This window comes from Ochrobactrum sp. PL_is501 (assembly GCF_055816895.1).
On sequence record NZ_JBVPGR010000033.1, the window covers coordinates 218,222 to 230,273 of the forward strand.

Annotated in this window: 10 protein-coding genes and 1 tRNA gene; 4 read left to right on the forward strand and 7 right to left on the reverse strand. The window is 58.8% G+C overall.

The window, feature by feature from the left end; translation table 11 throughout:
• Positions 1-5: 5 nt before the first annotated feature.
• Positions 6-2,531, reverse strand: coding sequence for a heavy metal translocating P-type ATPase (locus AC0TOF_RS09435; RefSeq protein WP_473768037.1), 2,526 nt, complete (start codon positions 2,529-2,531; stop codon positions 6-8).
• 80 nt (positions 2,532-2,611) lie between these two features.
• Here AC0TOF_RS09435 and AC0TOF_RS09440 point away from each other — a divergent pair, with 80 nt between their 5' ends.
• Positions 2,612-3,037: a MerR family transcriptional regulator gene (locus tag AC0TOF_RS09440; protein ID WP_473768038.1), complete on the forward strand. Its 426-nt coding sequence runs from the start codon at positions 2,612-2,614 to the stop codon at positions 3,035-3,037.
• 22 nt (positions 3,038-3,059) lie between these two features.
• Here AC0TOF_RS09440 and AC0TOF_RS09445 read toward each other — a convergent pair whose 3' ends face one another.
• Positions 3,060-3,890, reverse strand: coding sequence for a DUF3108 domain-containing protein (locus tag AC0TOF_RS09445; protein WP_473768039.1), 831 nt, complete (start codon positions 3,888-3,890; stop codon positions 3,060-3,062).
• A 348-nt stretch (positions 3,891-4,238) separates the two neighbouring features.
• On the opposite strand from AC0TOF_RS09445, the gene rpmB reads away from it, so the two are divergent.
• Together rpmB and AC0TOF_RS09455 are read left to right on the forward strand one after the other, a co-directional pair.
• Complete coding sequence (gene rpmB / locus AC0TOF_RS09450) at positions 4,239-4,535, forward strand: 50S ribosomal protein L28 (RefSeq protein WP_112586719.1); 297 nt, start codon at positions 4,239-4,241, stop codon at positions 4,533-4,535.
• 79 nt (positions 4,536-4,614) lie between these two features.
• On the forward strand, positions 4,615-5,271 hold the full coding sequence (locus AC0TOF_RS09455) for a queuosine precursor transporter (protein WP_121999890.1): 657 nt from the start codon (positions 4,615-4,617) through the stop codon (positions 5,269-5,271).
• An 82-nt stretch (positions 5,272-5,353) separates the two neighbouring features.
• Here the strand turns inward: AC0TOF_RS09455 and cobT are convergent, their stop codons facing one another.
• The 3 genes from cobT to AC0TOF_RS09470 all read right to left on the reverse strand — a co-directional run bounded on the left by cobT (position 5,354) and on the right by AC0TOF_RS09470 (position 9,218).
• Positions 5,354-7,267 carry a cobaltochelatase subunit CobT gene (gene cobT / locus AC0TOF_RS09460; protein ID WP_473768040.1) on the reverse strand — a complete coding sequence of 638 codons (1,914 nt, stop codon included), beginning with the start codon at positions 7,265-7,267 and terminating at the stop codon, positions 5,354-5,356.
• Between the two features lie 103 nt (positions 7,268-7,370).
• A complete protein-coding gene (gene cobS / locus AC0TOF_RS09465) occupies positions 7,371-8,360 on the reverse strand; it encodes a cobaltochelatase subunit CobS (RefSeq protein ID WP_473768115.1) in 990 nt (329 codons plus the stop codon).
• A gap of 228 nt (positions 8,361-8,588) precedes the next feature.
• Positions 8,589-9,218 carry a J domain-containing protein gene (locus tag AC0TOF_RS09470; protein WP_121999888.1) on the reverse strand — a complete coding sequence of 210 codons (630 nt, stop codon included), beginning with the start codon at positions 9,216-9,218 and terminating at the stop codon, positions 8,589-8,591.
• A gap of 186 nt (positions 9,219-9,404) precedes the next feature.
• Here AC0TOF_RS09470 and AC0TOF_RS09475 point away from each other — a divergent pair, with 186 nt between their 5' ends.
• The gene (locus tag AC0TOF_RS09475; protein WP_473768041.1) at positions 9,405-9,719 is read left to right on the forward strand and encodes a BolA family protein; all 315 of its coding nucleotides are present in this window, start codon (positions 9,405-9,407) and stop codon (positions 9,717-9,719) included.
• 702 nt (positions 9,720-10,421) lie between these two features.
• On the opposite strand, the gene AC0TOF_RS09480 is transcribed toward AC0TOF_RS09475, so the two are convergent.
• Positions 10,422-10,498: transfer RNA gene (locus AC0TOF_RS09480), tRNA-Arg, on the reverse strand.
• A 113-nt stretch (positions 10,499-10,611) separates the two neighbouring features.
• Entirely contained in the window at positions 10,612-11,775 is a 1,164-nt protein-coding gene (locus AC0TOF_RS09485) for a M20 aminoacylase family protein (protein WP_473768042.1), read from the reverse strand.
• Positions 11,776-12,052 lie beyond the last annotated feature (277 nt).

A 12,052-nucleotide genomic window follows, 5' to 3' on the forward strand; every position in this document is an offset into this window, starting at 1 on the left:
CCAATTTACCGCGCCGGTTGCCGCAAAAGCCGCAAGGCATTGATCGTCACGAGAACGGTTGCGCCTGTATCGGCCAGAATTGCTGGCCAGAGGCCGGTGATGCCCAGAACGGTGGTCACCAGAAAGACAGCCTTCAATCCGAGCGCTATGGCAATGTTCTGATGGATATTGCGCATGGTTCGCTTGGAAAGATCGACCATTTCCGCCACATCGCCAACCCGCCCGTGCAGGACGGCGGCGTCAGCCGTTTCCAGCGCCACGTCGGTACCGCCGCCCATGGCGATGCCGACATCGGCCGCGGCAAGTGCTGGCGCATCGTTGATGCCATCGCCAACCTTGGCGACAATCAGCCCTTCCTTGCGCAATTCGCCGACGATACGCTGCTTGTCTTCCGGCAGAAGCTCTGCCCGCACCTCGATCCCGAGATCGCGTCCGACAGCTTCTGCGGTGCGGCGATTATCGCCGGTCAGCATGACGGTGCGAATATTGGCGCTTTTCAGCTCCTGCAAACCGGCAATGGCATCGGCGCGGGGTTCGTCACGCATGGCGATTGCGCCGGCGATCTTGCCGTTGGCCACCAACACGGAAACCGTCTTGCCCTCGTCGTTGCAGGCGGCAATGCGACCCGCCAGCGCATCGGGAATGGCGGTAATATCATTGGCGGCACGGCGCGATCCCAAAAAGAGATCCTTCTCGCCGACCGTACCCGATACACCCTTGCCGCCATGGGCCTTGCCCTTGGTAACGGGGGAAGGTTTCAGGCCGCGCTGTTCGGCAGCGCCGACAATCGCCAATGCCAGCGGATGGCTTGAGCCTGCATCCAGAGACGCGGCAAGACGCAGCACCTCATCCTCGGACAGATCGCCCGCAAGCACATCCGTCACCTTCGGCTTGCCTTCGGTCAGCGTGCCGGTCTTGTCGAAGCAGGCCGCTGTAATCTTGCCGATGGTTTCCAGCACAGCGCCGCCCTTCATGAGAAGGCCGCGCCGCGCACCCGACGAAAGAGCCGCTGCAATGGCGGCAGGCGTGGAAATGACCAGCGCGCAAGGGCAGCCGATCAGAAGGATCGCGAGACCCTTGTAGATCCATTCATTCCAGTCGGCACCCGCAACGAGCGGCGGCAGGATGGCGACGAGAGCCGCCACAACCACGACGCCCGGCGTGTAATAGGTGGAAAACCGATTGATGAAACGCTCGGTCGGCGCCTTGGCCTCCTGCGCTTCTTCCACCAGCCGCACGACGCGGGCAATGGTGTTATCCTGCGCGGCGGCAGTGACCCGCACCCGCAGCACACCGTCGCCATTGATCGTGCCGGCAAAAACCGTGTCGCCCTCAGCCTTGCCGACCGGCGTGCTTTCGCCGGTGACAGGCGCTTCATCGATAGCGCTTTCGCCCGTCAGGATTTCACCATCGGCAGGTATCCGGTCGCCCGGACGGATCGAAATCACGTCGCCGACCGCCAGACTGTCGGCGGCAACTTCCGAAGTCGTCCCGTTTTTCTCAAGAAATGCGGTCTTCGGCACCAGCGCAGTGAGCGACTGAATGCTGGCGCGCGCCTTTCCGGCGGCAACGCCTTCCAGAAGCTCGCCGACGAGGAACAGGAACACAACGGCTGCCGCTTCCTCGGTCGCGCCGATGAACATCGCGCCGATAGCGGCAATCGTCATCAGCATCTCGATGGAAAACGGTGTGCCGTTAATGGCAGCCATCCAGGCGCGCTTGGCAATCGGCAGGAGGCCGATCAGCATCGCCGCCGTAAACGCCCATAACTCAATCGCCGGATAGAGATGCCCGGCAATATAGGCCGCGACCAGCCCGCCGCCACAGGCCAGCATCATCTGGCCCTTTTTCGAGCGCCACCACGGCACAGGCTTTCTCGGCGCGCTCGCCTTCGGGGCGGAACCGGCGGCGGCGGCTTTTCCGGCAAGCGTGGTCTTGTAGCCGAGCGCCGTCACCTTGGCGGCGATTTCATCGCTCTTCGCTGTTCCGTCGTGATTGACGTTCATCGCACCGTTGGTCACTGAGACAGACACATCCGTCACGCCCGGCAAGCGGCGCACGGCGGTGTCGATCTTGGCCGCGCAGGAGGCGCAATCCATGCCGTCGACCTGAAAGCGCAAACTGTTGGCCGTCACGGCAATCTCTTTGCCGTGGGCTTCATGATCGTGCTCATGCTCATGATCATGGTGGTCGTGGTTTCCGCCGCACGCACTATGGTCGTGGTCGTGGTCGTGGTCGTGGTCGTGGTGAGAATGATCCTGCGAATGCTCATGCTTCGCCAGGTTTTTTTCTTTCGCCGGCTTTTCCGGGGCGATGGGCTCCGCGCCATAACCGAGGCTGCGGACCTTGCCTGCAATCTTGTCGGGATCGCTTGTTCCATCGTGGCTGACGGTCATCGTGCCTGTCGCAACCGACACCGACACATCCTCGATGCCGCGTACCCGCCGCACAGCCGTATCGATCTTGGCTGCGCAGGAGGCGCAATCCATGCCGTCGATGCGAAAGCGAATCTGGTTCTGTGTTTCACTCATGATCTGCTCTTTTCAGCACTGCTCTTGAATTATGTTGAGCAAGGTCTACATCCTCTAGTGACTAGAGGAGCAAGCGCAAAATGATCACAAATGTCGCAATCGGCGAAGCATCGAAAGCAAGCGGCGTGAAGGTACCGACAATCCGCTATTATGAGCAGATCGGCCTTCTGCCAGTGCCGCCGCGCACGGAAGGCAATCGCCGCCTATACGACCGCAACGATGTGCAGCGGCTGGTTTTCATCCGTCACGCGCGCGATCTCGGTTTCGAAGTGGATGCCATCCGCACGCTTCTCGACCTTCAGGATAATCCCGACCAGTCATGCGCGGCAGCCGATGCCATCGCGCGCGCGCGCCTGAGCGATGTGGAGCACCGCATCGCAAAACTGCTCTCGCTCAAGACGGAATTGCAGCGCATGCTGGAATGCACCGCCCATGGCCGCATCGACCAGTGCCGCGTGATCGAAATCCTCGGCAACCACGAGGAATGCGCGCATCACGCGCACTGAACCGCGAACAGGGCCCAGACCGTCAGTTCACCTTGGAAAAGCGGGTAGCCTGGATCTTGAGCGTGCCGATCTGCGTGCCGATCCGCGCCACCACGGGGGCATAGATGCCGGAATTGCCAAGCGAGGCGAAGGAAATGGTCATCCGGCTGCGATTGCTGAGGTAATCGATGGCCTTCTTGCCCTTCTGATAACCGGAAATCGGAATGAATTTCGCCGAACAGATGACCGATTCGCCGGTGAAGCCATCGGTCGTGAACGATTCGGTGCCGTTGAAGGAAAGCCTGATCTCCGCCCGTGTCTGACCGTCGAACACACTGAGCGAACGATCACAGACTGCGCGGCCATTCTTTGCCGGTATCATGAGCGCGCTCAGCGGGTCGCTGACATTCACCAGATCCTGCGGCGATGTTTCCACCCAGGGATCGCGCTTTTTCACCGGAGGCTGGTTTTCAGCCGAGACCACATTGCCATCGGCGAAGCGGATCGTGGTGCTCTTGTTCTTGCGGCCATGCTTATAGGCCAGATCGAAGCTTTTCGGCACGACCTTGCCGCCGACGGCGCTGCCGGTGACATGCACCGTGCCGTCCGTATCGTCGAAAACACGCGCCAGGCCGGACGTCAAAAAACGGCCATTGAGGTTGTAATTCGCGCCACTGACACTGGTTTCTATGGCAGAACGCGCGATCGAAAGCCCGAAAATGGAAATATCATACTCGGTCCGGTAGAGATCGTCGGCCCTGGCTGGTCCACCCGCAATCGCCGACCCGGCAATCACGAGTCCCGCAAGGGCCGGGACGATGCAACGCGCCAGACGGTTTCGAGCAGTTTTCAACGCATGCGACGTTTCGATCATGTTCGACATTCCTTCCGCCAGCTTTTCCAATATCGGTTTTCAACCACATTGGAACGCCGAAAAGTTGCGTGGGATTCTTCGATACAGTATCTGTGCAACAGGCAAAACCGGCGAAGTTATGATCGCAAGCTTTCGTGAAGACCCGGCGAAAGCCGGAAATCCGCGTCTTTGCGCGATGGATACGGAATCTCACTTGACTGCAACGGCTGCTGTCACTATAGAAACGCGACTTTCCCAATAGGCCGCCTGTCCGAGATCGCGCGCCAGCAGCATCAAACTGCGTTGATTGCTTGAATTCGGACATTCGGGTCGGGGCCTGAAAAGAACGTAATTGAAGGTGAGACCAAAATGTCCCGCGCTTGTGAATTGACCGGCAAGTCGGTCCAGTACGGCAACAATGTCAGCCACGCGAACAACAAGACGCGTCGCCGCTTTCTGCCGAACCTCTGCAATGTTACGCTGATCTCCGAAACGCTCGGCCAGAGCTATCGTCTGCGCGTCTCCGCCAACGCCCTGCGTTCGGTTGAGCATCGCGGCGGTCTCGATGCGTTCCTCGTCAAGTCTGACGACAAGGAACTCTCGCAGCGCGCTCGCCTGCTGAAGCGCCAGATCGCCAAGAAGCAGGCTGAAGCAGCTGCTGCCTAAGCTTTCGGCCAAATGATTTGACAAAAAAGGCCGGCTTCTGTCGGCCTTTTTTGCTGGTTCCATCACCCAGGATAAAAAAATGTCAATCGAGACACCTTCTTATTCCCGGCTTATGCCTGCGATACTGGCCATGTGCGTGGCGGTTGCCGCGTCGAACATACTTGTCCAATATCCGTTCCAGCATTTCGGCCTCGGTGAAGTGCTGACCTACGGTGCCTTCACCTATCCCGTCGCCTTTCTGGTCAATGACCTGACGAATCGCCGCTTCGGCCCTGCCGCGGCGCGTAAAGTGGTCTATGCCGGTTTCGTACTGGGCGTCGCGATGTCAATCTGGCTGGCAACCCCGCGCATCGCGATTGCCTCAGGCTCCGCTTTCCTCTTCGCACAGCTGATGGACATTACTGTCTTCGACCGCCTGCGCCGCAAGACCTGGTGGAAGGCCCCCTTTGCCGCCGCCATGTTCGGCTCGGTGCTCGATACGATCCTGTTCTTCTCGATTGCCTTCGCGGCTGGTTTCGCCTGGATCGACAGGCTGACCGGAATGCCCGATTCGTCGCTGGCCGAACCGGCATCCTTTCTCGGCCTCGGCGTGCCGCTCTGGGCGTCGCTCGCCTTCGGCGACTTCTTCGTGAAGGTCATCATGGGAACGCTGATGCTGATTCCCTATGGGGCAATCCTTGCCGTCTTCGCCCCGACGCTTTACGCGCCCAATCGGATTACAGCAGAGAAGCCATAAGAAAGGGGCCCGCTGGCCCCTTTTATTCGTAGATTCAATAGGTTCGAGCGACCTTTGCGCGTCCGTAAGGACGCACGGCGCTCTATCGTCTGCCAGCCCGGCGCTTGCCCTTGCCGGAGGCCGCAGCACCCTGCTCCTCGAACAGCGAAGCAAGCTGCTCCGTCATGGCGCCAGCCAGTTCCTCCGCATCGACGATGGTGACCGCGCGCTGATAATAGCGCGTGACGTCATGGCCGATGCCGATGGCGATCAGTTCCACCGGCGAACGCGTCTCGATTTCCTCGATCACGGCGCGCAGGTGCCGCTCCAGATAATTGCCGGGATTGACGGAAAGGGTCGAGTCGTCGACCGGCGCGCCATCCGAAATCATCATCAGGATCTTGCGCTGCTCGGGCCGGCCCAGCAACCGCTGATGCGCCCAGATCAGCGCCTCGCCATCGATGTTTTCCTTCAGCAGCCCTTCGCGCATCATCAGGCCCAGATTGCGCCGGGAACGCCGCCAGGGCGCATCGGCGCTCTTGTAGACGATATGGCGCAGATCGTTGAGGCGGCCCGGATTGGCAGGCTTGCCGCGTCCAAGCCATGCTTCGCGCGACTGGCCGCCCTTCCACGCCTTGGTGGTGAAGCCCAGAATTTCCACCTTCACGCCGCAGCGTTCCAGCGTGCGGGCGAGAATATCGGCGCAGGTCGCGGCGACCGTGATCGGGCGACCGCGCATGGAACCGGAATTGTCCAGCACTAGCGTCACAACCGTATCGCGGAAATCCGTATCGCGCTCCTGCTTGTAGGAAAGCGGCTGCGTCGGATCGATGACGATGCGCACCAGACGCGCCGAATCGAGATAGCCCTCTTCCAGATCAAAATCCCACGAGCGGTTCTGTTGCGCCATCAGGCGGCGCTGCAAGCGGTTGGCGAGACGCCCCACCACGCCTTGCAGATTGGCAAGCTGCTTGTCGAGGAAGCCGCGCAGGCGGTCGAGTTCCGCCTCGTCGCAAAGATCGGTCGCCTCGACCTCCTCGTCGAACTCGCGCGTGAATACCTTATAGTCGACATGCTCGGCAAAATTCGCGAAAGGCTGGTTGGGGCGGCGCGTATCGCCCGGCGTTTCCGCGTCGATATCCTCGCTGTCGTCCATGTCGTCGGCGGAAGCATCGGCGGCATCCATTTCGCCCTGCTCGCCCTCGTCGCTCGAATCGTCGGATTCCTCGCTTTCAGCGGAATCGGAACCTTCCTGGCTCTCGTCGCCGCCTTCCTCGTTCTCGTCGGAATCCGGCGTCTGCTCGTCGTTCTGCTCTTCTTCGTCGCTCGGCTCTTCCTGCGACAGCTCTTCCGCCATGTCCATGGAGGCCAGCATGTCGCGCACCGTGCGCGCAAAAGCCTGCTGGTCTTCGAGATTGTCGCCAAGCCGCGCAATGTCGGCGGCGGCCTTCTGCTCGATCCAGTCGCGCCACAGTTCCAGCACCTGACCGGCTTCCGCAGGCGCGGCCCGTCCGGTCAGCTTTTCACGCAGCAGAAGCGACACGGCTTCCTCAAGCGGCGCATCCTCCTTGGCTGTGACGGCAGAGAAATTGGCTTTCGAATATTTGTCGGCCAGCATGGTGGAGAGGTTGTCCGCCATGCCTGCCATGGCGCGGGCGCCAATGGCTTCGACACGCGCCTGCTCGACCGCGTCGTAGATCGCACGCGCCTGCTTGCCTTCCGGCGCAAGGCTGGCGTGAATGCGCGGATTGTGGCGCGCCTGGCGCAGGGCCATGGAATCGCCAAGGCCGCGCGTGACGGCGATATCATGCGCGGTCGGACGCTTCGGCAGGTCAGGAAGGCGGGCGCGATTGGCGCTCAAGGCCGGGCGATCATTGGTGAACGCCACTTCCAGCTCATGCTCGCCGGAAATGGCGCGGACGCAAGCCGTTAGAGCGCGCTTGAACGGTTCGGAATCCACCGGCCCCGGTTTCCGCTCGCGCGAATTATCGCCTATTGCTGATTTCTGGCCCGACATATGCCCATCCTGACTTCGCTTTCAAGCAAGGGCGAAACCTATCGCCCCCGCATCAGACAGTGCGCTGCCGCCGGACATGATCAGGCGGCAGGCTTCTTCCGCATCAAGCGAGAACGATATTGGCTGCCGATTCCGGCAGTTCCACGCCGAAAGCGCGCTGATAGAATTCAGCCACCGTGGCGCGTTCCAGCTCATCGCACTTGTTGAGGAAGGTCAGGCGGAAGGCAAAGCCGATATCATTGCCGAAAATGGCAGCATTTTCGGCCCAGGTAATGACGGTACGCGGGCTCATGACGGTCGAAAGATCGCCGTTGATGAACGCCTGGCGGGTCATGTCGGCAACGCGCACCATCTTGTTCACGGTCTCGCGGCCTTCGGCATTCTGATAATGCTTGGCCTTGGCCAGAACGATGGCCACTTCGTTGTCGTGCGGCAGATAGTTCAGCGTCGTCACAATGGACCAGCGGTCCATCTGCGCCTGATTGATCTGCTGGGTGCCGTGATAAAGGCCGGTCGTGTCGCCGAGGCCAACGGTGTTGGCGGTCGCGAACAGACGGAAAGCCGGGTGCGGGTGAATGACGCGGCTCTGATCGAGAAGCGTCAGGCGGCCCGAGGTTTCCAGCACGCGCTGGATGACGAACATCACATCCGGGCGACCGGCATCATATTCGTCGAACACCAGCGCCACATTGTGCTGATAGGCCCAGGGCAGAATGCCGTCCTTGAATTCAGTGACCTGCATGCCGTCCTTGACCACGATGGCGTCCTTGCCGACGAGATCGATACGGCTGACATGGCTGTCGAGGTTGACGCGAACGCAAGGCCAGTTGAGGCGTGCGGCAACCTGTTCGATATGGGTCGACTTGCCGGTGCCGTGATAGCCGGAAACCATCACGCGACGGTTATATGCAAAGCCTGCAAGGATCGCGAGCGTCGTCTGACGGTCGAAAAGATAATCCGGATCGCGTTCCGGCACATAGGAATCGCCCGCCGCATAGGCTGGTACCGTCATGTCGGAATCAATCCCGAACACTTCACGCACCGAAACCGTCGTATCCGGCAAATTGGCTATATCCCGCTCAACCTTGTTCATCATGCCTCCAGAGCGGCAGGCAGCGACCGGCCGCGAATTGATACCGGCAAGCTGCCGACCGGCAACTTTCATCCGCGGGCATGTTTTTCCGGCGAGCCGGACGGTATGCCCCTTCCGTAATTCGTTGCGGGCATCCGTGCTTGCATCCACGCGTCAGCGCGGCAGAAGAATGTCCGTCGGAGCCATCGGGGACAGCTCCATAGCCGACCTGTCAAGCCCAAACAGGCTTTAGCAAAAACCTGCCTGCTTGAGCAATTGATAAGCCTGAATAACATCGCGAAATCTTTCTTCCGATCCGCGATCACCACCATTCGCATCCGGGTGGTGCTGCTTTACCAGCTCTTTATAGCGCGCCTTGATCTTATCGCCAGTCGAATTTGGTTCAAGGCCGAGTGTGGCGAGCGCCTTGATCTCCAGCGTGCGCGGCTTGCGCTGCGCTTTCTGGCCCGGCGCATGCCCCTTCGCTTCCTTGAATAGATTGAAAGGGTCGCGGATGCGATTGTGGTAGGAAGCCGAGCCCGACCGCATCTTCGCCATGTCCGGCGACGTGCGTGCCTTGGCCGTTGAATTGGCCGTCGTCGACCAGGTCGGGCGATGGCCGGTGATCGCATCCTTCTGGAATTTCGCGATGTCGCCATCGGAAAGCCCGGAGAAGTAATTGAAATTCTTGTTATATTCCCGCACATGATCAACGCAGAAGCGGAAATATTCACCTTCACGCATGCGGCCGACAGGCGCGCGATGCGTGCCCGGCTTGTCGCAGCCGTCCCACTGGCAGCAAGGCCCCGAAGCCTTCGCCTCTGCGGTCTTCTTGGGCTTGATGCGGATACTGTCGAAAAATTTTGAGTTCGTTGTCATCGAATCGAATTATGCGGATTATGAGTTGCTGAACAAGAATTGACATTTCGTCCGGTCTGGCTTTTGGCCATTTCAACTGGGCGAAATTGGGGAGCAGTTTGCTTTCCTGTGCGGATTTGCCCCACCTTTTGCCGCCGAAGCAGCGTTATATGAGGCACAGCGTCTATATGGGGAGAAGTGGTCCAAATGTCCATTCACAATAGCAAACAAAGCGCGATGGAAGCGAAACTGACCACGGCTTTTGCTCCTGAACGGCTTGAAGTCATCAATGAAAGCCATCTCCACGCCGGGCATCACCATGAAGAGCGCGGCCACCACGAAGTTTATGACGGCACCGGCGAAACGCATTTCCGCATCCGCATCGTCGCCGAAGCCTTTGCCGGAATGAGCCGCATCGAGCGTCACCGCGCCATCAATGCATTGTTGAAGGAAGAGCTCGAAAGCGGCGTACACGCGCTGGCGCTTGAACCCTCCGCCCCCGGCGAAGCAACGCGGCGCTGAATAATTTTCGCAGTGCCTGTCGGCAAGCCCTGCCCGTCATCTCGGTCGGGGCAACGGCGCATGGCCGGATCGCATCAGCAGCACTTGCAAGACATAGCCAAAACACACAAAGCGCCCTTTCGGACGTCTTTGCGATGTGTCCAATGCCATTTGTTCAATGCCACGCGATCAAGATCGACCGAACTTCGCGGAGAAAAGAAATTCCAGAATAGCATCCAATGTCAGCACGAATAGATAACGCTGTATTTCTCTCATTATAAAGCATGCGATATGAAAGCTTCTCCGCAGTTTTCGTATCGGAACATAAGCTAACTATAATAAAATATACCGTGCGCCTGTATACAAGCGCGTCGCCATCAGTACATTTCCGAAAATACATAAATTGTACGATAATTTCAAACGAAATATCTTATATTGTGTACAATTTGGTGCGAGTATTTATTAGTAAAATCTTATATTGCTTTCTTGCACCTGATTCTGCTCCAGCCACTATCTCTCCGGGGCGCATGTCCGAGTCTGAAATTGCAAGACTATTCCGGACAGGTCTTTTGAAAAGACCCGCATATCATTTGACAATAATAATGTTACCGAACAGCTTGTTTTGTAGAAGCCTGCCAGCGGCATAAATGGAAAGAGCGAAAACCTGCAACATGCAGAAGATTTTCAACGGCTCAATTTATCCAATGATTTCAGGGGCTTCGGTGGTGATCCCGACAGGAATCGAACCTGTGACCTACAGATTAGGAATCTGTCGCTCTATCCTACTGAGCTACGGGACCAGCCGGTGCGCATTTGCCGGTGATTCCGGCATTGCGAATGCTTTCAGACACATACTGTTTTTCATCTCGGTCGCCAACCCCGCAAAAAGCGGGGCAGGCGGATTTATTCAGTTTCAGGCGGCAAGCGCCGTTTCTGCCAGAGCCACGAAATAGCTCACGCCATATGGAATGGCGTCGTCGTTGAAATCATAGGCCGGGTGGTGAAGGCCGGGCGTGTCGCCATTGCCGAGGAAGATGTAGGCGCCGGGGCGCGCTTCCAGCATGTAGGAAAAATCTTCCGCCGCCATCATCGGCTCGACATTCTCGTCCACCTTGCCCTCGCCCGCAACCGAGCCTGCAACGCGGGCGGCAAACTCCGTCTGCGCATCGTGGTTGAAGGTGACCGGGTAATTGTTCTTGTAGCGCACCGTGATTTCCGCGCCGGTGGCGGCGGCGATACCGGCAGCAGCCTCGCGGATGCGGCGTTCGGCAAAGGCGCGCGTTTCCTTCTTCAAGGTGCGCACTGTGCCCGACAGCGTCGCCTTTTCCGGGATCACATTATAGGCCTCGCCCGCAATGAACTTCGTGACCGAGATCACGAGCGAATCGAGCGGATCGGTGTTGCGCGAGACGATGCCCTGAAGGGCAATCATCAATTGCGAACCGGCAAGGATCGGATCGATGGTGCGGTGCGGCTGCGCCGCATGGCCGCCGCGTCCTGAAATGAAAAGGTCGAACTCATCGGTCGCCGCCATGATCGGGCCTTTTCGCATCGCGAACTGGCCGACCGGCAGGCCCGGCATGTTGTGAACGCCGTAGACTTCCGTGATGTTATGGCGGTCCATCACGCCGTCCTCGACCATGGCGAGGCCGCCCGCGCCGCCTTCTTCGGCAGGCTGGAACAGAAAGGCGACCGAACCGCGAAAATTGCGGGTCTCAGCAAGATATTGCGCCGCGCCAAGCAGCATGGATGTGTGACCGTCATGGCCGCAGGAATGCGCCTTGCCCGGATTTTGCGAGGCCCATTCGACGCCGCTCGTCTCTGTAATGGGCAGGGCATCCATGTCGGCGCGCAGGCCGATTGCCGGGCCATCGCCGTGCCGTCCCTTGATGATGCCAACCACGCCGGTGCGTCCGACGCCGGTTTCCACATGATCGCAACCGAAGGATTTCAGCTTGTCTTCGACGAATTTCGCAGTCTCGTGCACGTCATAGAGAAGTTCGGGATTCTGGTGCAGTTTTCGCCGCCATGCGGCAATTTCCGCTTGTGTTTCAACGGCACGATTCAACACTGGCATTTTCTGAGGGCTCCCCGGATTGGGCATGATTTGAAGCAAACAGGATATGACGTTTCGGTGAAAGCGGGCAATCCCTGTTTGCCTTTTCATCGCCACATGGCATAGATAAAGAAATCGTTAATCTCCGATTAGGGCGGTTCCAATTGATTTGAGAGCAATTGAAACAGCTCTATCTCATTGTTTTTACGCATTATCCGACGCAAAACCGCTTCGCACTTTTGCTGGAAATGCCCTATAACGCAATTCGAATTCGCGGAAGTCGCAAGCCGTTTCGATT